A 21058-nucleotide genomic window follows, 5' to 3' on the forward strand; every position below is an offset into this window, starting at 1 on the left:
GTCTACTTATTGGAATTCGCGGGATCAAGATGTGGAAATCAGATAATGTACACACATGACTATGATTAGAGGAATGATGGTTTTCATATGGCTCGCGGTCCTTCTGCCGAGCACATGCTCGTTCGCTCAGTCGCAGACGCAGCAGGAGGCGGATTCGCTGGCGAAGCTGTTGTTCGGCGAGGAGAAGACCGAAGAGCAGGCGACGACACTATTCGAGCGCGGCAAGGAGGAGTTTAACGCGGGCGAAGGGTTCTTGAAGGAAGCCAACGCGATGCGGGCCAGCGGTCAGGATACGACGTTGCGGTCGCGCGGCGGAGTGTTCGGATTGCTTGGTCAGGCGATTGGGGACACGACCAAGAGCTCTAAGGAGCTGGATACGCGCAAGCGCGCGGCGGCGGCATTCAAGAACGCGGCCAAGAATTTCGAGAAAGCGCTGGCGAAGCAGCCCGCGATGAAGGAGATTCAGCTCTGGCTGGTGGCAACATACGACCGGCTGGAAAACTGGGAGAAGTCGCTGCCACTCTATCGGGAGATACTTAACGAGCGGCAGGGCGAGGACAATCTGTGGTTCGCGTATGGTTATGCGGCTTATCGTGCGAAGCAATACGATAAGGCCGTGACGGGATTCGATCAAGCGATGCGCATCCGCGAGCTGGTGACAGGCACGCAGGATTCGGTGCCGAACAGCTATCGGTTGTATCTGGGTGAAGCATACCTGAAGACCTATCAGGACCAGAACGCGTTGAAGATGTATACCGCGGCGATGCGCTACGCGACACCCGAGGACTCCGCCGAGATTCAGAAGACCATTGACTGGATCAACTGGGACAGCGGTGGCATTGCGGCGGCAGAATATCGCGATGCGGCCTATCAGGCGGAGCACGAGGAACGCTGGAACGATGCGCGCGAGGCCTATCTGGGCGGTATAGGTTCGGCACGCACGATCAAGGCGAGAGACTTTCTGACGTGGCGGCTCGCGCTGGTAACCTTCAATCACGGCAACAAGACTGAAGGAATCGCGCGGCTGGGTGAAGTGATTAACCGTTTAGGCGAGGAATGCCCGAAGGATTACAGCGAGAGCTACGGGCGCATGCTGTATGCTTATGGACAGGAGCTTGTGGCGAACGGGGACCGGCGCGGTGCGCTCGAGTATTTTTTGAACAGCACCAAAGTCGCCTGGGAAGGTCAAGGCGGGGGGTATGTGGCGATTGCGCAGATTGCCTCGAACGATCTCGGGCAGTCCATCGAGAACGCCGAGCGTGCACTACGCTATCCACTGACGGCTGACCAGCGCAAGATTGCCTACGAGATGTTAGTGAACTCCTACCGCTCGAAGGGGCAGTGGGACGAGATGAAGAAATACCAAGCCCTTTTGCAAGGGGAGACTCCGTGAAGCAAATGAGATGGTTTATCGCCGCAGGTGCGGCACTGATGATGACGATGGCTGTGTATGCCGACGTGGACTTCAAACTGGTGACGCAGCAAAGCGTCACGGACGCGCGCCAGATTCAGGTTCTGCGCGAAGAGCTGTTTTTGGGTAACGAGACTATCGAGCGGGTGTTGATCAGCGATCTGCTGAACGACGGTTTCGATCAGAACGATGCGGTAGTGCTTTATCCGACGGGGCGGGTGCTGCGGCTGGAGCCAATCAGCGATCGGCTGGATTCGCTGCTGCGCTCATTCAAGCTACCTCCCAACGTGGAAATCTATGAGAGCCGTCAGTATCACAGCGTGTTTGACTCGGTATCGATTATCAGTCGGGGCGGAAAAGCGCTGGGCTACGGACTGCTTGGCGGCCTGCAGGAGCGGCTTGCGCGCGGCTATCGCGGCAACGAAATCGAAGGGTATTTCAAGTTCAGCGGGAGCGGAGCGCAAATCAGAGTGTGGAATTTTGACTCGACGCGAGTGAGTTTCCCGCGTCCCGAACCATCGAGCTATGATACGGTGGTGATTTACTTGCGCGACACGGTGTACGTGCCGGAGATTGTGACGGTGGAAAAGGATCCGGTGGTGATTCGCGACACGGTGTATTTGCCAAGCGAGCTATTGCGTGCGCCGCGCGGATTGTATTATCGGGAAGCGCTCGGCATGCTGGGGGGCGGGTATTCGATGTCGAAGCGGGAATCGTCGCGTGGACATTTAGCCTTTGCGGCTGGCAACGAGTGGGAGTTCGGCGTCTGGGACCGCTGGATAGCCGGCAGGCAGGAGATCAATTCGCGGATTGGATTGCGTTTCGCCGCCGAGCTTGCGCCGTGGAAGAGCGATACCCTCTCGGCGCGATTCTTGAGCACGGCGGGTGAAATCATGTATATTCCCGCGTGGGACAGATCGTTGTTCGCGTTCGCGGGAATCCGCACCTATTTTCAGGATAATCTCTTCTGGGATCGCGTGCGAGCGGGATGGGAAGATGATTTATATGAAGAGCCGTCTGAGCAGGAATTAGGGCACTATGAGCTTGCGGTGAAAGCGGGACTCGACAAACTTGCTCCTTACGGAGCGGCCAAGCGAATCGGTCTGTGGATGCGTGCGGCGGCCACATGGCCGGGTTCGGACAACTCGCGCTACGTGTTCTGGCAGGACGTGCTCTCGCAGAGCGGGCAGGCGAGGCGAGAAGAGTGGGCGTGGACCATGAAGTCCATCTACGACCTTGACGGAAACCTGAACATCAAGATTACAGAACAGACGCAGTTGACGGCGGGAGCGGGAATGCAGATTCTTCCCGAACTGGTTGCCAACTATCAGACGCAAGCGGGGACGGCAGGAGGAGACAACAATACGTTCAGTGCGAACGTGTTTCATCAGTCGGTTGCCTTGCGCTGGACGCTGCTGAGTGCTCCGACGTATCGAATGAGAATCGAAGGCGGCGCGCGGAACAACATCTTAAGCACATCATTTGACGCGCCGAAGAACGCCGAAGAACGTGCGCTGCAGGATTTGATTGAAGAGCAGTTCTTTCCATTCATGGAAGCGCCGCAACTCGACGGTTCATTGCAGCTCGACATTGACATCGTGCAGGTGAGTCTGGGAGTGAAGGCCTATTTACCGGAAGGTGAAGACGCGCAGATCAGGCCATGGGGCGGACTCTACTTCCTGTTCAAGTAGGAAGGTATAATTAGACGAGGAAACGGGCGGCCCCATAGGCCGCCCGTTTCCGTATTGTTCGACTTGAGCTTTCGAGGCTACTCACTCAGCTCGCTGGCCGCTTCTTCATCAAGAATCCAAATCAAACGACCTTCGTGCGGATTGACCCGCGTAGCCGGAAGGCGGTGATCCAAATCCACCAGAACTTCGCGGACGCGCATGGCCTTTGCGGCTCCGGTGACGAGAAAAATCACGGCGTGAGCGTTGTTGAGGACGCGCAATGTCAACGTCAGACGCTTCGGAATCGGGTTGTTCTTAGCCTCCACCGCTTCCACCAGCGCGCCGGATTCGATGGCGGATGAGTTGGGAAATAACGACGCGGTGTGTCCGTCTTCGCCCATTCCGAGCAGGATAGCATCGAATGCAACCGACTCCGGCATGAAACGACCCTTGAGTGTGCGCGCGTAGGCGTCGGCTGCTTCGGAGTTGTTTGCATGTTCACCACACATGCGAAAGACTTCACCGATCTGAACACGACTCAGGAAGTGATCAAAGGCCAGACGGAAGTTTGACTCCGAATGGGAAGGGTCCACGCAGCGCTCGTCGGCCCAGAAGACCTCCCACTTGTCATACTCCATCTCCTGCCTCCATTCGTCTGTGGCGAGCAGCGAAAAGAGCAGTTTTGGCGTGGAACCTCCGGAGAGCGCGATACGAAAAACATCACGTGCGGCGATTGCTTCATCCTGAAGTTCTTTCAGGAGGGCAGCAGCGGCTTCCGCGACGTCGTCGGGGTATTCACAGTAGATGACTTCGGGATTCATGCGAAAAGTAACTCCGGCAGCCAGTCATGGGCCATGCGCACGCTTTTGTCCATGCGCGGATCACGGCCCCAGGCATGCAGTTCGTGAGTGAGTAAGCTGAGCATATCGGCATGCCGGACGTGTCCGACGTGCGAATGTGCGCCACAGGTAAGCGTGTAGTGTTCTCCGTTGCGGATGGCGGCGGCGGCGAAATCATGGTCAAAGAGAAACTCTATGCCGGGCGGTGCGGAGGAGCCCTCAGGGTAGAAGATGATGCGGCGATTGTCCGTGCAGTCTATCGCGGGTCGGCGACCGTGCAACGAGACGCTTTGCAACTTCCAGTCGAGGGTCGAGGCGACCCATGCCGCGACGAGCAAAGCACCGCAGGTGAGCTTATCGCCTTGCGAGTGAATCCGGACTTCGCGAAGCTGCTCAGCGGGAGGGCACTCGTCAAAAAGCTCCGCGACCGCGCCGCGAAATCCTGATAGCTCGGCCCACAGCAAATCAGTTACCACGCATTCCGGCGGAACGCTCTCATACAACTCAAACCACGGCTTCAGCGTGGACGCCGGAGCAAGATGGTCGGTAGCGCAGGTGATGACTCTTTCACAAGTTCTGGCCAGCGCGCGCAACAGCGGATGAGCGAGCGGCAGGGAATCATGCCAGATGACGGCGGTTGCCAGACTGCCTAAGGAGAGCGAGTGAATAAGCGAGAGCGTGCGCAGTTCAGATTCACCGTCAATTTCAAGCATGATGGCTTCGGAACAGATTTGACGATTTTCGCCCTCGAGTTTGCGGCAGTGTGCCGTGACCCAAGCGCGCTGAGCGGCAGGGGCGGATTCGTTGAGTACGACGAGAATCGTGCGAGTGGGATGAACGAGCGCGAGTTCCGGAATCAATTCGCGCGCAGAGTTTTGAGCATCGTGCCTGCAAATCAGGACAAGGTTGAACGCAGTTGCGCGCGTCAGCAGCTGATTTTCGGACTCCGCATTGCGCCACAGGGTTTCAAGTTCCTGCTCGATTTTGGAGACATCAACTTCCTGCGGCGGAGCCAGCGGAGCTAAACTATGGTCGGGACTCACAGCTTTCTCCAGCGATGATTTTCGGCCGCGAGCAAGACGTCGGCCTCTGCGGGTCCCCAAGAACCTGCCACATACTGCGGCAAGGACTCTGAGGTGTCTTTGGCCCATGCGTCCAGCACGGGCTGCACAATGCGCCAGCCTTCTTCGACGGAATCACGCCTTGCAAACAGCGTTTGGTCACCCACCATCGCGTCCAGCAGGAGCCGCTCGTAGGCATCTGAAAGGCGTTCGCCGAACGACGTTCCATAGCGAAAATCCATTTCGACAGGCCGCACGTGCAGCGCATGTCCGGGGAGTTTGGCTTCAAACTTCAAGCTGATGCCTTCGTTGGGCTGAATACGAATGGCCAGCACGTTTTGTTCAAGACGGTCGACAGGGGATTGCGAGAACACCATGAGCGGCACTTTGCGAAAGACGATTGCCACTTCGGTGACACGCTTTGCCAATCGTTTTCCGGTCCGCAGATAGAACGGCACTCCGCTCCAGCGCCAGTTGTCAATATAGAGCTTCAATGCGGCATAGGTATCGGTGCGGGAGGTGGATTTGACTCCTTTTTCATCGAGATACCCCGGCACGGCTTTTCCGGCGACAGCACCGGCAGCATATTGCGCACGCACGGCGACATTGGCGACATCCTGCTGAGTGATTGGCCGCACGGCTTCGAGCACTTTGCGCTTCTCGTCGCGGATAGCCTCCGCAGCCAAACTCGCGGGGCGCTCCATGGCAACCATCGAAAGAATCTGCAACAAGTGGTTCTGGATCATATCGCGCAGCGCACCGGACTCTTCGTAGTATTCCGCGCGTTCTTCGACTCCCAGCGCTTCCGCGGCGGTGATTTGAACGTGGTCTACGTAGCGCAGGTTCCAGATAGGTTCAAAGAGCGTATTGGCGAGTCGCAGCACCAGAATATTCTGAACCGTTTCTTTGCCGAGATAGTGGTCGATGCGGTAGATTTGCTCTTCACGAAAAACTTGGGCGGCGGCATGATTCAAGTCCCGCGCGCTTGCCAAATCGCGGCCAAAGGGTTTCTCGATGATGATTCGGCTCCACGCACCGTGTTCCGGATTGGAAATGCCGACCGCACCCAGCTTGGCAATCGTCGGCTGATAACCCGTGGGGGGGATAGAGAGGTAGATGAGATGATTGTGCGGTCCGCCCGCTCCGGCCATTTCCCCTAAGCGCCAGCGCAGCTTGTCGAATCGTCCGCCTTCGCCGGCGTCAGAAACCACAAAGATACGCTCGGCGAATCTTCGCGCGAACTCTTCATCGGGAATGGAGTGAGGCGCAAGCGTGCGCGCATTGTCAATCACCGTCTGGCGGAAAGTGGACTCATCAAGATCGCCGCGCGAAACACACAGAAACTGCGTTTGCTCGGAAATCCGGCCTTCGCGCACGAGATGAGCCAGAGAGGGAAAGAGTTTTCGCTGCGCGAGATCGCCTGTCGCGCCGAAAATGATAAGGACGCACGGGTCAGCGGGCCGTTCGCTGAGCATCCCGCTGCGGAAAGGATTGGGATCGCTCATTGATCTGTCTTAATCGCGTGACCGCCAAACTGATTACGCAGCGCGGCAAGCAGGCGCAACCCGAAGCCCTGCTCATCACGTGAGGCGAATCTGGCAAACAGCGCGGCGGCAATTGTGGGTGCTGGCACCGCGTAGTCCACACATTCGTGTACCGTCCAGCGTCCCTCACCGGAATCGGCGACCCACGGCTTGACTTTGTCGAGCTTGGGATCATCCTGCAAGGCGCGCGTGGCAAGTTCCAGCAGCCAAGAACGCACCACACTGCCATTCTCCCAGAGCGCGGAAATCGCGGGCAGGTTCAAGTCGAAGGGTCCGCGATGCATGAGCTCGAAGCCTTCGGCGTAAGCCTGCATCATAGCGTATTCCACACCGTTGTGCACCATCTTCACGAAGTGTCCTGAGCCGGTCGGACCGCAATGCAGGTAACCGTTTTCCGGTGCAAGAGTTTTTAGTGCGGGTTCAAGCAGCTTAAAGGCATCTTCACTTCCACCGACCATCAGACAGTAGCCGACCTGCAATCCCCACACACCGCCGGAGGTTCCTGCGTCTACGAAATGTATTCCGCTGGAGGCGAGATCGGCACCGCGCCGCATGGAGTCTCGGAAATTGGAATTACCGCCATCCACGATGACATCGCCGCGACTCAGCAACGGCTTCAACATTGCAATCGTGTCGTCGACCGGAGGTCCCGCCGGAATCATCAACCAGACTACTTTCCTGCCGTCAAGCTTGGCCACAACATCGGCAACACTTGCGGCACCAATAGCTCCTTTGGCAACAGCAACCGCCACTGGTTCTGGTGACCGATTTGTGACCACACACTGATGACCGCCGCGTAACAGCCGCTCGACCATATTCGCGCCCATTTTGCCCAGTCCGACAAACCCGAGTTTCATATTAATCCTATAAATTATAAACGTTTGTGCGTCGATACACCGCAAATCACGTAAGACCTTCAGACAAGACAATTAACCAATTTTCTATTGGGATTGCAATTTAACTCAGCACTGTCCTTGAGATTCTGCGCTGTAACATGTATTATGAACTAATATGTGGCAAAAGCGATTCAGACAGCTTGGGGAGAGGTCGTGCTGAGGGCTGACGCACAGCGTTCGCGCTGGATTTGGCTAATCGCATTGTTGGGATTCGCGCTTAGAATCTACGGTCTGGGTGACGAAAGCTTTTGGCTTGACGAAGTGACCACGGCTAACCGCGTGTATGAGCCGCTCGGGCAACTTTTGTTCGGGTGGGACTCGGAGACGCAGGGGCCGCTTTACTACGTATTCATCAAAGGCTGGGGGTTATTGTTCGGCAACGGGGAGTGGACGCTGCGAATATGGTCGGTGATTTTCGGAACATTGACCATCCCTGCGGTCTACTATCTTGGGCGACACTTGTTCAGCGGCACAGGGGCAATGCTGGCGGCGTTGTTCACGGCGGTGCATCCGTTTGCCATCCACTATTCACAGGAAGCTCGGCCTTACGCACTCTTCTTGTTGCTGGCGACGGTTTCCTTCTATTTGGTGATGAAACTGCTTCGGCAGTTTCGCTGGCCTATCGCGTGGTCATACCTGCTGATCACAAGTGCCGCATTTTACACCCATGCGTTCGGTGCCTTTCTGATTCTCAGCCACGTCCTCATGTTTCTGTGGTTCAGGCGGGCAGATCGATTCCGGGGTGCGGCACGTTATCCCCGCCCGTTTGTCTACACGTTGCTGCTGCTTTCGCTGTTCTGTCTGCCCGAGCTTGCGCAGAATGTACTGGCCGCCGTTTCGAAACTGAATGGCACCAGTCCGGCAGGCTGGATTCCGAAGCCCACTGTATGGGATTTGTTCAAGCTGCCCGCGGAGTATTTCATGGATGCCCGCGTCGGTTATGTTATCCTGCCCATAGTGTTTCTACTGGCCGCATTTAGGGCACTAAGCGAGCCGCAGTTACGATTTGGTATTCAATGGCTCGTGCTCATGGCCATCAGTTTCTGGGTGCTGCCGTGGTTGATCTCGGTCACGGTTACTCCGCTTTTTGTCCTCCGCTATGCGTCGCCGGGATTGCTGATTATTCTGTGTCTGATGGCTACGGCTTCCGCGAGTCTGCAAGCGCTGCCGCGCAGGATGTTTGTGGTTGCTCTACTGATTTTGACGATGTCGCCGCTGTTGAATTATTATACGAAGGTGGACAAAGATCCATGGCGGCAGACGGCGGAGCACCTGAGTGCCCGCGTAAAACCCGGCGACGTTGTGCTAACCTATCCCGGATTTACGACCGCCGCCTGTCTGTTCTACTTGCCCGAGTCGGTCAAAAGTCAAGTTCTTCAAGTGGACGATTTGCCGACGTTTGCCAAAGCTCTGTCCGGCGCGGAACGCATCTGGCGGGTGGAGTCTTATGACGTAAAGAGACCTCACGACATTTCACAATTGGAATACCTGAAACGCTGGAGCACCGAAATCCGGCGGGTCGGGATGAACGACATACTGCCAATGAACCCGCATCGATTCTGGAGCGCACCCATTAAGATCACACTAAGTGCGCACAACAGACCTGTTTTCGGGCCTCCTCTTCCACTCACTCCCAATTCATGATCTTCTCGATCGGCCTGTATGCTGCGATCGTGCTGCTCACGCTCGCCGCGTTGATACTATTGGGTTACAAACCGCGCGCGGAGATAAATGCGGTGTTTGACAAGTACCTGCGGACACCGGCGTTGCGCCGCACCGTCACGGCTTGGTTTTTCGTCATGGCGTTGGTCTTTCTGTTTGTGCAGGGGCTGCGAATCCCGTTCGTCAAGTATGTGATGACCAAAGTTGCAGAGACTGCGACGCTTAACGCAACAGGCTGGGAGCCGGTCCACGCAATCGGCATGTTGCTGCTGCTGACGTGCGAACTATTGATTCTCTCGCATTGGATGATCTACATTTACTACTGCTGGCGGGCGACGCATCACTATAAGCTGCCGCGGACTTTGCCTCTGGGCGAGACTCCTCCGGAAGTCTTAGTGCTGGTGGTATGCTGTGACGAAGACCCGGAGATTCTTGAACGCAGCGTTTCCACGGTTACGAAGCTTGACTATCCGAACTACCGCGCCGTTTTGGTGGAAAACTCGCGCTCGCCGGAGAAGAAGGTCATTTGCACGGAAGTGGCGGAACGTTACGGAATGCAGGTGCATCACGTGCCGAATCGTGGCCACAAGGCAGGGGCAATGAATGACGCGTTGCCCGCACTAAAGGGGGATGCGAAGTATTTGTGCGTCATTGACGTGGACCACGCGGTTGTTCCCGAGATGTTGCGTGAGTTGGTTCCGCTATTGGAAGCGGACGCCAAGCTTGCATTCGTGCAGACTCCGCAGCTATATGCGAACGCCGAGCGAACATGGACAACGCGGGCGGCGGCAATGCAGGAAATGCTGTTGTATGACTCCGTGATGGAAGCCAAGGGCGCAAGTGAGAAGGCGCTCTGCTGCGGCTCCAACTATGTGATGCGTCTGCAGGCGCTCGAGAGTGTCGGAGGATGGGACGAGCGCTCGGTATCCGAGGACCTGCTGACTTCATTCTGGCTGCACGCGAAGGGCTGGACATCGCTCTATTTCCGAAAGACATTTGCGGTCGGGATGGGTCCCGTAACGGTTTACGGCTACTGGAAGCAGCAGCGACGTTGGGCAATGGGCAACACTTCAGTAGCAAAAATCGTCTGGCGCGCGATGTGGGGACGCGATCGTGTACCTTTCAGGCTGGGCATAGATTATCTGTGGTCGTCCGGTTACTACATCATCACGCTCGCGCTTGCGTATCTTGCCACCGTGCCGATGCTGCTGTTGTTGTTTGTCCGGTTTGGCGCGGGGGGTGCGGATTGGTATTTACAGCAAACCATGCGGCCGATTGATTACGTCTACGTCTCGGTCTATCCGCTGTATGTCGCCGTCGCGCTGTTTCCCTATGTGCACATGCGGTTACGCGGCTACTCGCTGCGCAATCTGGTGCTGTTGCAGGGCCTGCTTGCCAACACGATTCCGGTGTATGTCGTTTCAGTGATTAAGGGCCTATGGAAGGATTTGCGCATTTTTGAAATTGCTCCGAAGAAGGCGATGAACATTCATCGGGCCTTCTGGAAGACGCCGCAATCTTACATCTTCGCGGCACTGATTGCCGCAGGCGGCTTGCTGTTTCACATGGCCCGAACTGAGTCCGTTGCTCTTTTTGTGTACATTTTGCTGTTCTGGACATTTATGTACACGCTTTCGTTTGCGCACTTTTTCATATTCACAATTGAGAGCCGCCGCGTCGTGCAACAGGAGTTGCGCGAAGCCGATGAGCAGTTGAAACATGTCCAAGCGCAGCGCGCGAAGAGCTGAGTCCCCGCAGCAAAAGCCGGAACCGAAAGAGAGAGTTCCGGGTGGCAACGCAATTGCAGCCGGACTCTGGTGGCTGGCTGCGGCAACGCTCGCGCTCTCGGTTGCCGGCATGGTCGTTCCCGAACAGAGACTTTGGGCGGTGCATCAGTTCGCATTTCTCGAACTTGTCGTAGCGATTCCCCTACTGCTCGTGGCGGGACTACTGCTGACACCGACCGGAGTCAGACTTTCCGACAAACTGTTCGCGAGAATTCCGAAGTTCCCTGCCATTGGTTGGGCGGGCGCCGCTTTTGCCATTTTTATGCTGTTCAGCGTTTATGGCTCTCTGCTGGGTGACGGGCAACTTTCGATTACGCGGCTTGCGCATGTCGGGGACATGCTTGAATCCGGCAAACCCATTCCACGTGGGAGATTCCTGTCGCAGAAAGAACCGGGCACGATGATCCTGCATGAAGGCGCATTCCGCGTGGCAATGAAAATCGCGGGACCTGACATGCACGTTGCGCCGGGTATCGGGGGACAACAGGCACGCGTCGAGCGGCAGTTAATCTATCGCGGGTTGGCGCAATGGTGCTATCGGATTCTCTCTGCGCTGGCAGGCGCGCTGCTCGTGCTGCTGCTGCTCCGATTCATTCGCACGCGGGAAGACGTTGATGCGACTCTGTTTTGGGTAGTAATGCTCAGCAGCGGTGCGTGGCTGACATTCTTCGGCTATGTGGAGAATTACGCGTGGGTGACGCTCTGCATACTGTCATTCCTGATTGCAGGACTCAAGGCTGCTGAACCACCGCGCAAACTCCCGATTTTGCCGATTGCCTTGTTTGCTCTGGCCTGTGCGATGCACTTCATGGCCATCACTTTGCTTCCTGCCTTGATATTCCTGCTTTGGACATTGCATTTCGAGCCGCGTGATCGGGAGCGGAGCGACTCGGCTGCTCCATTGCGGCGCGGGAAACTGCTGATTGCGGTGTTTGTCGCGCTCGGTTCAGCCGGCTACGTATTTGTGAAGGGGTGGAAAGGCTGGGTGTCAGTGATTCCGCTGCTGCCACAGTGGGTAAAGGATGGTTATGCGCTGCTCTCGTGGAAGCACGGTGCGGACTTGCTTAATCTACTGTTGTGGGCCGGCTCTGCGGCGTTGCTTGTGCTATTGCTGACCAAACGTATTGGCCAGGAAGTTCGCGCAAGAAATCAAGAGATGTTTTTACTCATCGCGGCGGGAGCCAGCGCGTTTTTTGCAGGCGTGTTCAGCCCGAACCTCGGTATGGCGCGAGACTGGGACATTGTGACGACCGCATTGTGGCCGCTGTTGTTCTGGGGGGCGTTTCGTTTGTCGCGACTTGATTTTTCGGAAGCACAACGCGCGAATATGCGGGCACGGTGTCTTGCACTGACGATTCTGATTTTAGTTCCCGCCGTATTGGTACAGACAAGCGAAGCAAGCACTATCGAACGCTTCAAGACACTTCTGAAATTGGACCGCTCGCGTTCCGCATACGGCTGGGAGAATCTGGCGTTGTATTACCAGCGCACAGGGGAGTTGCAGAAGCGGATTGAGGCGTGGCGAGAAGCTGTGGCCGTTGAGCGAAATCCACGCTATCTGTTCAATCTGGCCGAAGCGCTTCGGCTGAACGAACAGATAAGCGAAGCGGACACTCTTGCGATCACAGCAGCCAGCCTGAAGACGGACTTTGTTCCCAATCTGTTTTTTTACGCGGCGGCGCAAGCAAAGGCGGGCCGCTACGACCGCGCAAAGGTTTTGGTGGACACCGCGCTGGCGTTGAAGCCGGACGTGCAGTACGGCAAAGGAATGCAGACTTGGGTGAATCGACTCGTCTTTGCGGACTCGATTGCCGCAAGCGGTGACACGATGCTGGCACTGGAGTATGTAAGTGAGTTCATGCGGGCGGACACCTCCAATACTTTCTGGTTGGAGTACATACAGCGGTTGAAGAATTAGTCTGAGAATGAAGTGAGTGAGCAAAGCGCCCTTCCCGTCTGGGAAGGGCGCTCGCTGTTTGAGTGCCGAAGTTTACTTACTTCAGCAGCATCATTTTACGGACGGCCGTAAATTCACCGGCCTTTAATTGATAGAAGTAGAGACCTGCGGAGAGATTGTCCGCACCGAAGGACACATCATGTGTGCCTGCGCCGAGGGTTCCGGTCATCAGCGTGGCCACTTGACGGCCCAGCGCATCAAAGACGACCAAAGAGACATCGGCGGCATCAGGCAACGAAAAGCTGATTGTTGTGCTGGGGTTGAAGGGGTTCGGGTAATTCTGCAGCAGTGCAAACTCCGTTGGCATGGCTGTCGGAGCGCCGGCTTCGACCGTCACGGTCTGTGCCAGTGCACGGCGTGAGCCATCCAGTGCGACTTCAATGAGTCTATACACATACGTTTCGCCAGCGGACACTTGCGTGTCCACGAATCGATACGAATGACCGATCGGGCTGTCACCCAGACCATGCACGCTGCCGATGACTCCGTTTCCACTATTTGCGGAGCGTTCAATCTCAAAGCGCTCCACGTTGCTCTCGGATGCCGTCGTCCAGAACAGCTCAATCGTTCCGTTGCGGGCAACCCCGCTGAACGATGCGAGTTCAACGGGCAGACCGAAGTCGCAATCACCGGTCACCAAATTGCCGTGGTTCTGCGTGCCGTCGACAAAGTTCTCGTTTATGTCGGTAATCACGTCATTCAAGTCGGAGATTGCTGTGCCGAACGGCAAGCCGGAAACATCGCCGCCGAGCACATCGTTCGCCAGGGCAAACAGCTCTTGAACGGTCATTCCGGCGAATGGATTGTCATCCAAATGGTAGGCGCTTAGATAGTAAAGCGCACCGAGGTTACAGAATCCGGTGACTCCCGCATTGGAGAAGCCGAGCGACACAGCCAGCGCCGTCACCTGTCCGGCGAACACACCAGCGGAGGTGGACGTGGGATTGTTATAGTTCTGGGTCAGAACTCCGCCTGTACCTCCTGCAGGCAGGAAGTTACGGACAGCGGCAGACGTGGTAAACAAGATTGTATAGTCACCGCCCACCGTCAATCCATTGGGGAAAACAGCCGCGAAATTCGCATCACGCACACAACCCGGGTTGTTGCCGTTGCAGTTACCACCCCAGCCACCTTGCGTCTGCGTGCGGCATCCTTCCGGCATACAGGGATCTCCGATCTGCGCGTGTGCAAGCGAGGCTGCAGCCAACATCATCATCAAAATAATCCGAAACATCATCATTGTGCTCCTTTACGCTATTTCAATTCTTCGCATTCATCCAATGAACTTCGCAACAAAGATAGCGCGCAGCCTTGGTCAGCAGCAATCTTCGTGACGGGTATGCTGTATTTTCTTGATGCTCGATGTATGGATAGGATAGCGCATAGCAACGACAAGTTTCTCTATAAGTCACAACTTCCGTCAATACAGTCATTCAAGCTTGACAGGCAGCCAGAATGATGGAAATCGAAGTGCGAAGGTTGATCAATCGAGCAGGAAGCGGAACTGTCCGTTGGAGGAAAAGAGAGGAGTATGTTGCATTTTGCGAAGCAAAAAGCCCCCGCCGAAGCAGGGGCTAATTGAGCGCATCCGGCTGGGAGGTAACCGGATGACAGGGAGAAATCTTTCATGCGTTGCAAAGTCGCAACAGGCTAAATATACACTCGGAATTTGCTGTCTGCAAGTTCAGGCTCAGTGTGAAGCTGAGCGATTCTTGTCATTAATGGATGATTTCGCACACTTTGATTAAGCCGAGTGAAATGCCGAGAGGCACAGAGGGTCAGTGTTGCTAAATTGTCCCAGCAGTTTAGACAAAGAAACGGCGGCTCTTTCGAGCCGCCGTTAGTCAACTGCTAAATCCGGCAGGACTGAAAATCCTGCTTGGAATTTCCTCGCTGTTACTTCATCAACACGAGCTTCTGAGTCGAAGTGAAGCTACCCGCGCGGAACTGCGCAAAGTAAAGACCTGAAGGCAGGTTATAAGCCGTGAAGTACACCGTGTGCATTCCGGCGACCACTTGACCATCAATCAACGTTGCAACTTCCTGACCGAGCGAATTGAAGATCTTCATCGTGGCATTCGTCGTATTCGGCACGCTGAAGCTGATTTGTGTGCTCGGGTTGAACGGATTCGGGTAAGCTACGCCGACGCTGAATTCGCTCGGGACACTGCCCGGCGCATCGCCCGCCGAGGTTCCGGCATGTGTGACGTGGATCGTGAAGTTATTGATCGTGCCGACGTCCGCCTGCTCATTGTCCACTGCGCGCAGTCCCCACGTACCCATGGTTGTGAAACCATCGAACGCGCTCAACTGCTCGAAGGGACGGAAGCTGCCCGTATACGGCGCGCCGCTGCTGGAGTACGTGAACGGATTGGCGGCTTCGTCATCAAAGCGGGTGTTCGTCATATTTGCGCCCGGGGGGAAATCGGTCGGATCTTCGGCAAGCTGCACGGAATCGGCCCACGGAGCGACAAGGTAGAGATCGAGGTCAGAGACCCACGTGTGCGTGATGTTCACCGTCACGTCCACATCTTCGATCAGCACGTCGTCATTGATGACCAGCGTCTTGACTGCGCCGGCGGGATTCTGATCGGGGATGTTCACGACTCCGCCGGTTGACGCGTAGTCGGTGACGACGAGATTGAGGAAAATCATTTCGACATCCACGACCGTGGTGCCGTCTTCGGTCACGTCAACGCCGGTCACAGTTTCCGGCTCATAGCCCATCTTCGTGAAGTTCATGGTGTACGTTCCGACCGGAACATCCACAAACGTGTACTGCCCGCTGGCATCCGTCGTGGTCGTGGCGCCGCCTTGAATGGCAACGGTGACGTTCTGAATCGGGGTGCCCGCACCAAACTCGGTGACCGTGCCGACGATCGAACCCTGCGGACCGGCTTCACCGGCTTCCAGCAGCACGTCGTCAATCTTCAGCACGAACTCGTCAATCGAGTTGTAGTGAATTGCGATATAGAACGGCGCACCCGCATACTGCGAAAGGTCATAGCTATACTGCTGCCACGTTGTCGGAACGTTCGTGTACGTGCCGAGCGTGACCGTGAAGTTGGCCGGCTGATTGCCGGTTGTGGACAGCTTCACTGCAAAGCTCTCGAGGTAGTTCGGGTCCTGCGAAGCGGCCCAGAACGAGAACATGATCTGTCCGCCGAGATTCTGCTGCGGGAGAATCAGCCAGTCGTTGTTCGGCAGCGCCGCGTCATTGTAGTGGCACATCGCGACTTTTGCGCCGCCGTGTGCGTTCGCACCATAGTTGAACGCCTGCCACGTGGAGTTCCGGTTGAACTGCGCACAGAAGCCGTTGTCCACGCTGATCTGCGTCCAGCCTACAGGCAATGCACCGTCGGCTACCGCTTCAAAGTCTTCACTGATGATGACTTCGTCCAGTGTTCCGCGCACATGACGCGGCATTTCCATAGCAGAGCGTTGCTCGCTCAGATTGATTGAGCCGACGCCATACTTCGTGTCAAGTGAGACCTGCGGCCCTTTCGCGCCGTTTGCCCACAACGCGCCGACTAGCGTAAGGCACATAGCCAGCACAAAAAGTTTTGCAAGATTTCTCATGCGTTCCTCTCCTATTGGTTTGCTCCCACCCGTCCGGGGAATCGGGTTTGGGAAAAAAAGAATGAAAAATGAAAATATGAAATCAACAATATGGGATCTGCAAACAGTATCTCGTAATTAGTCGGTCCGACGCCTGTCAAAACATACAGATTACTTCAACAGAATGAGTTTATGCGTTTGCGAAAGTTCGGTCGAATAGGCGCGCACGAAGTAGACGCCGCTCGCCTGCGTTATCGGCTGCCAGTAGAAATGGTGTGAACCGGCATTCAGTGTTCCACTGTGCAGCGTCTCAACCAGACGGCCAGAAATGTCAAAGACCTGTAACGCGATGTCTTGAGTGCGGGTGACGTCAAGCATCAGATTTGCCGTCGGGTTGAACGGATTCGGATAAGCCGGATGCAGTTTGAACTGCTCCGGAACTCCATTCCCGCGGCTGTCGTCCGCCGCCAGTGGAAACTCGAAGTGCAAAGTGTAGCTGTGCAGTGTGCCGAGGTCGTCCGGACCGAAATCTTCCACATGCAGGTTCCACGACCCTGCTGCCAGTTGTGTGTCAAATCTTGAAAGCGGCGAATAAGGACGATAGCTGCCGTTGAACGGCCCTGTTCCCGCGTTGATGGAAATGGCCGCCTCGTCGTCATACCGGCAATTGGCCATGTTCGCGCCCAGACTCGGAGAGAGCGGCGGATTAAACAGGGTGACCGTATCACCGCTGGGAGCAGCCAGCGAAATCGTCAAATCCGCGATGTAAGTGTGCGTGATGTTGACGGTGACGTCCACGTCGCGAATCGTCTGCGCTGCGTCCACCACAATCTCGGCTTCCGCGCGTCCTAAGCCGAAGTCCGGAATCGGAACCGACGCGCCAGTGTAAGGGAAGTCGTTGAACGAGACTTGCGGCATCAGTTCGGCGTTCTGCGTCGTAGTCTCGCCTTCGGAGACTGCAACTCCGTCCACAGTAAGAGAGTCGTAATTGTTCGCCGCGAAGATAATGCGGTAGATTCCTTCGGGAACCCTCGTGAAGCGATAAACTCCGACGTTATTCGTTGTGGTGCGTCCCAAGGTGTCGGCGAGTTCGGAATTCACGACTGTAACCGATGCGCCAACGACCGGAGTCCCGACGATGGCGTTGCTGACCATGCCTTGCAGCTGGACAACGCCGTTAATTTCAATTCGGAAATCATCAAGCGTACCGGAATCGCGCAAGAACTGGTCGCGCACACGGAGCCGCCAGCGGCCAATCGCATCCTGACCGTCAAACCGATTGAGCGTGCTGACCGAATCGATAGGTCGAAATGCGCCGGTAAAGGGCGGCGCACCGTCGTAGATGCTCTGTCCCGCGTCCTGGTCAAACCAGCAATCGGTCATGTTTTCGATATCCGCACCCGGGAAGAGGTCCAGCAGGATGACTCTTACGAACGTGTCAATCTGCACATAACGGAACGTTGTGTCGCGCACCCAGACTGAATCCTGCTCGTTGAATGTCGAGTCAATATCTTCGATCAGCGTGTCGATAATCGTGGTGTCCCGTTCGAGCGTGATTCGCAGGTCGCGCACCCACGTGTGCGTCAGCGACACTCCGACATCGATATCTTCGATGATGATGGACTGCTCGATGTCAATGATCGCGACGGCTTGACCCAAATCGGGAATCGGCACCGGAGTGCTGGTTGAAACGAACACGTCATCCAGCGAGCGCGCCGGAACACGCACGGGTCCCATCGGAGCTACCGTACGGTCATAATGCTTCTGCGGCTCGCTTGCGGGATAAGCGGCAAGCCAGCTCGCAAAGAGCAGAACGAACAGGAGTACGAAGAGCTTAGTCTTTGGTAAGGTCAATCGAATACTGGACACGGCCGGTCGAATCGGCGCGGTAATAGTCAAAGAGGTACTGAGCGACCATGTTCATGTTTTCGACGGTGCAGTCCATTCGAGTGTACTTCTGCTGCTTGCACCAGCGAATCGCATGGTCGAATAGTTGTCGGCCGAAACCCTTTTCCCTCTGAGTGGGCCTGATGAACAGGTCCAGCAGGTTGGGAATGCGTTCGGCTTCCAACGTTGAGGGAGTCAAATAGATTAGTAAGAACCCGACGGGGATTCCGCTGGATGTTTTCCCCAAAAAGATAGTGCCAAGACGGTCGTTCTCAAGAATCTCCTTTAGATACGATTCATTGATGTCATCCGGCAATGCCTCGAATTCTTCGCCTTCTCCCTGATACTCGGCGACCAGCTCGAGGAGCTGTGTGAGGTCCGCAGTCGTTGCGGTGCTAACAATCATCAGTTTGGTGAATGAAAAGGTAAAAGTGCCTGAATGTTCGTCACTCCCAATCTCCGGAGCGGTCGGTGTCGCCGGATGGAGAAGAACCACTAATATACACAGCGAACATTATGCCAACTTACGGTAAATTTAGCAATTATGCCAGATCTTGGTTAATTGCTGTTTTCCAATAAGATAGCTTGTCCTTGTCCTACTCCGACGCAGAGGGAGGCAATTCCCCACCTCGTTCCGGCATCCCTCATCGAGCGTGCAAGGGTGCCTAAAATGCGTGCACCGGACATTCCGAGGGGGTGACCGATGGCAATGGCGCCTCCCTTTGGGTTCACACGGTCAATGGGGGGATCGAGTTCTGCCAGCACGGCCAGCACCTGCACGGCGAACGCCTCGTTGACTTCCCAGAGACCAATTTCAAAACGTGTGAGGCCCGTTCGCTTGAGCAGTTTCTCGACGGCATTGACCGGCCCGATGCCCATAATTCGCGGATCAACACCTGCCGACGCCGTTCCGGCAATCCGGGCGAGCGGCTTCAACTTATGCTCTTTGACAAACTGCTCGGAACAAATCAAGAGTGCGGCGGCGCCATCGTTCAGCGAGGAGGAATTTCCCGCCGTGACCGTCCCGCCTTTGCGGAAGGCCGGCTTCAGAGCGGCAAGTTTTTCCAGAGTGGTGTCACCGCGGGGGCCTTCATCGCGGTCGACAAGCACTGCCTCGCCCTTTTTCTGCGGAAGTTCTACGGGAATGATTTCCTCTTTGAACAACCCGCGCTCGTGAGCTATGACAGACTTTTGATGTGACTCCAACGCGAATTGATCCTGAAGTTCGCGCGAGATATTCCATTTTTCATAGATATTCTCGGCGGTCTCCCCCATAGACTCGAGCGGAAACAGCTCTTTCATCCGAGGGTTGGGATAACGCCAGCCAAGGGTGGTATCCCATGCCGTCAGATTTCCGAAGGAAAAACCGTTCTCGAGCTTGGGCACACTGAACGGCGCACGGGTCATGGACTCCACGCCGCCTGCAATGTAACAATGTCCCTCACCTGATGCAATGGCTCGATAGGCACAAGCTGCGGCTTCCATTCCGGAGGCGCAGAGGCGATTGACGGTCACGGCGGGGACGGAGTCGGGAAATCCGGCCAACAGCACGGCCATACGAGCGACGTTACGGTTGTCCTCCCCTGCCTGATTCGCGCAGCCCATATAGACTTCATCCACAAGGCTGGGGTCAACGCCGGAGCGTTCGACGAGTTTCTTCAGAACGAGCGCCGCCATGTCGTCGGGCCGCACCGATTTCAAGATACCGTTATGCTTGCCCACCGGTGTGCGAAGGGCATCTACGAGAAAGACGTTTGTCATGCAGAAGATTGGAGACTTGGAAGAGTTCTGATTCAAAATGTGTAGCTGGTTACGACTTGCCGTCTGCCTTCTGAAACGCCTTCGTAGCCGCAGCAACCGTACCCGCAAGATCCGCGAGGTTTGTAGGAATAATCATGGTATTGTTCGTCTTGGCAAGGTTGCCGAACTCCGCTACATACTGTTCAGCGACGCGCAAATTCAATGCGTCCATGCCGCCCGGCGCCTGCAGTGCTTGAGCGACTTCCCGAAGTCCGTTGGCGGTTGCCTTGGCGACCAGCTCGATTTGCTGGGCGCGGCCCAAGGCTTCATTGATTAGCTTGGCCTTCTCACCCTCGGATTCATTGATGAGCTTCATGCGGATTCCCTCTGAAACCGCAATGGCTTCCTGTCTGTTTCCTTCGGCGATGTTGATTGTTGACTGGCGCTCGCCTTCGGATTTCGCAATCGTCGCACGCTTCTCGCGCTCTGCCCGCATCTGCTTTTCCATCGCGTCTTGAATGGGCGCAGGTAAACGAATATCCTTTATCTCATAGCGGGTTACCTTGATTCCCCACGGTTCGGCCGCCTTGTCCAGAGCATCCACCACACCAGCGTTAATCGATTCACGTTCCTCGAATGTCCTGTCAAGCTCCAGTTTTCCGATTAAACTGCGGAGCGTCGTCTGCGCAAGCTGCTGCGTAGCGTAACCGTAGTTGTTGATCCCGTACGAAGCCTTAACCGGATCCACAACCTGCAAATACAGGATTCCGTCAACCGCCACGACCACGTTGTCGCGGGTAATGCAATTCTGCTCCGGAACGTCCAACGCAACTTCTTTCAGACTGTGGCGATAGCGAATGACGTCCACAAACGGAACCAGGATGTGAAATCCTGCCTCAAGCGTTTGCGCGTACTTCCCCAACCGCTCAACGATATAGGCGCTCCGCTGCGGCACGACCACCGCTGTCTTAATGACCAAAATTAACGCCAAGAGGGCGATACTTCCGAACACAATTAATAACGCCATGTTTGCCTCGACGAATGTC

Annotated in this window: 15 protein-coding genes; 5 read left to right on the plus strand and 10 right to left on the minus strand. The window is 55.9% G+C overall.

Annotation, left to right across the window (positions count from 1 at the left end):
• Positions 1 to 73 precede the first annotated feature (73 nt).
• Positions 74 to 1393: a hypothetical protein gene (locus KJZ99_06595; GenBank protein MCL4305564.1), complete on the plus strand. Its 1320-nt coding sequence runs from the start codon at positions 74 to 76 to the stop codon at positions 1391 to 1393.
• The gene (locus KJZ99_06600) at positions 1390 to 3102 is read left to right on the plus strand and encodes a hypothetical protein (protein MCL4305565.1); all 1713 of its coding nucleotides are present in this window, start codon (positions 1390 to 1392) and stop codon (positions 3100 to 3102) included. Before KJZ99_06595 ends, KJZ99_06600 begins: the two co-directional genes overlap by 4 nt.
• A 77-nt stretch (positions 3103 to 3179) precedes the next feature.
• Here KJZ99_06600 and pgl read toward each other — a convergent pair whose 3' ends face one another.
• From pgl to gnd, 4 genes are read right to left on the minus strand one after another with little or no spacing between them, the layout of a single operon-like run.
• On the minus strand, positions 3180 to 3902 hold the full coding sequence (pgl, locus tag KJZ99_06605) for a 6-phosphogluconolactonase (GenBank protein MCL4305566.1): 723 nt from the start codon (positions 3900 to 3902) through the stop codon (positions 3180 to 3182).
• The gene (locus KJZ99_06610) at positions 3899 to 4963 is read right to left on the minus strand and encodes a glucose-6-phosphate dehydrogenase assembly protein OpcA (GenBank protein ID MCL4305567.1); all 1065 of its coding nucleotides are present in this window, start codon (positions 4961 to 4963) and stop codon (positions 3899 to 3901) included. The genes pgl and KJZ99_06610 overlap by 4 nt, the downstream gene beginning before the upstream one ends.
• Positions 4960 to 6486, minus strand: a complete 1527-nt coding sequence (gene zwf / locus KJZ99_06615; GenBank protein ID MCL4305568.1) for a glucose-6-phosphate dehydrogenase — start codon at positions 6484 to 6486, stop codon at positions 4960 to 4962. Before zwf ends, KJZ99_06610 begins: the two co-directional genes overlap by 4 nt.
• Positions 6483 to 7382 (minus strand): decarboxylating 6-phosphogluconate dehydrogenase, encoded by a 900-nt coding sequence (gene gnd / locus KJZ99_06620; protein ID MCL4305569.1) that lies wholly within the window; start codon positions 7380 to 7382, stop codon positions 6483 to 6485. The genes zwf and gnd overlap by 4 nt, the downstream gene beginning before the upstream one ends.
• 192 nt (positions 7383 to 7574) lie before the next feature.
• On the opposite strand from gnd, the gene KJZ99_06625 reads away from it, so the two are divergent.
• The 3 genes from KJZ99_06625 to KJZ99_06635 are packed head-to-tail and all read left to right on the plus strand — an operon-like array spanning position 7575 to position 12788.
• On the plus strand, positions 7575 to 9065 hold the full coding sequence (locus tag KJZ99_06625) for a glycosyltransferase family 39 protein (GenBank protein ID MCL4305570.1): 1491 nt from the start codon (positions 7575 to 7577) through the stop codon (positions 9063 to 9065).
• A complete protein-coding gene (locus KJZ99_06630; GenBank protein ID MCL4305571.1) occupies positions 9062 to 10831 on the plus strand; it encodes a glycosyltransferase in 1770 nt (589 codons plus the stop codon). Before KJZ99_06625 ends, KJZ99_06630 begins: the two co-directional genes overlap by 4 nt.
• Complete coding sequence (locus tag KJZ99_06635; GenBank protein MCL4305572.1) at positions 10803 to 12788, plus strand: hypothetical protein; 1986 nt, start codon at positions 10803 to 10805, stop codon at positions 12786 to 12788. The genes KJZ99_06630 and KJZ99_06635 overlap by 29 nt, the downstream gene beginning before the upstream one ends.
• A 76-nt stretch (positions 12789 to 12864) precedes the next feature.
• Here the strand turns inward: KJZ99_06635 and KJZ99_06640 are convergent, their stop codons facing one another.
• The 6 genes from KJZ99_06640 to KJZ99_06665 all read right to left on the minus strand — a co-directional run bounded on the left by KJZ99_06640 (position 12865) and on the right by KJZ99_06665 (position 21039).
• Complete coding sequence (locus KJZ99_06640) at positions 12865 to 14064, minus strand: T9SS type A sorting domain-containing protein (GenBank protein ID MCL4305573.1); 1200 nt, start codon at positions 14062 to 14064, stop codon at positions 12865 to 12867.
• Positions 14065 to 14723: 659 nt separating this feature from the next.
• The gene (locus KJZ99_06645) at positions 14724 to 16406 is read right to left on the minus strand and encodes a choice-of-anchor J domain-containing protein (protein ID MCL4305574.1); all 1683 of its coding nucleotides are present in this window, start codon (positions 16404 to 16406) and stop codon (positions 14724 to 14726) included.
• Positions 16407 to 16556: 150 nt separating this feature from the next.
• Positions 16557 to 18254: a proprotein convertase P-domain-containing protein gene (locus KJZ99_06650; protein MCL4305575.1), complete on the minus strand. Its 1698-nt coding sequence runs from the start codon at positions 18252 to 18254 to the stop codon at positions 16557 to 16559.
• Entirely contained in the window at positions 18220 to 18768 is a 549-nt protein-coding gene (locus KJZ99_06655) for a GNAT family N-acetyltransferase (protein ID MCL4305576.1), read from the minus strand. Before KJZ99_06655 ends, KJZ99_06650 begins: the two co-directional genes overlap by 35 nt.
• A gap of 62 nt (positions 18769 to 18830) precedes the next feature.
• Positions 18831 to 20033, minus strand: a complete 1203-nt coding sequence (locus tag KJZ99_06660) for an acetyl-CoA C-acyltransferase (protein MCL4305577.1) — start codon at positions 20031 to 20033, stop codon at positions 18831 to 18833.
• A 49-nt stretch (positions 20034 to 20082) separates the two neighbouring features.
• Entirely contained in the window at positions 20083 to 21039 is a 957-nt protein-coding gene (locus tag KJZ99_06665) for a paraslipin (GenBank protein MCL4305578.1), read from the minus strand.
• Positions 21040 to 21058: the final 19 nt, after the last annotated feature.

Source organism: bacterium, assembly GCA_023382385.1.
Taxonomy (GTDB): domain Bacteria; phylum Electryoneota; class RPQS01; order RPQS01; family RPQS01; genus JABWCQ01.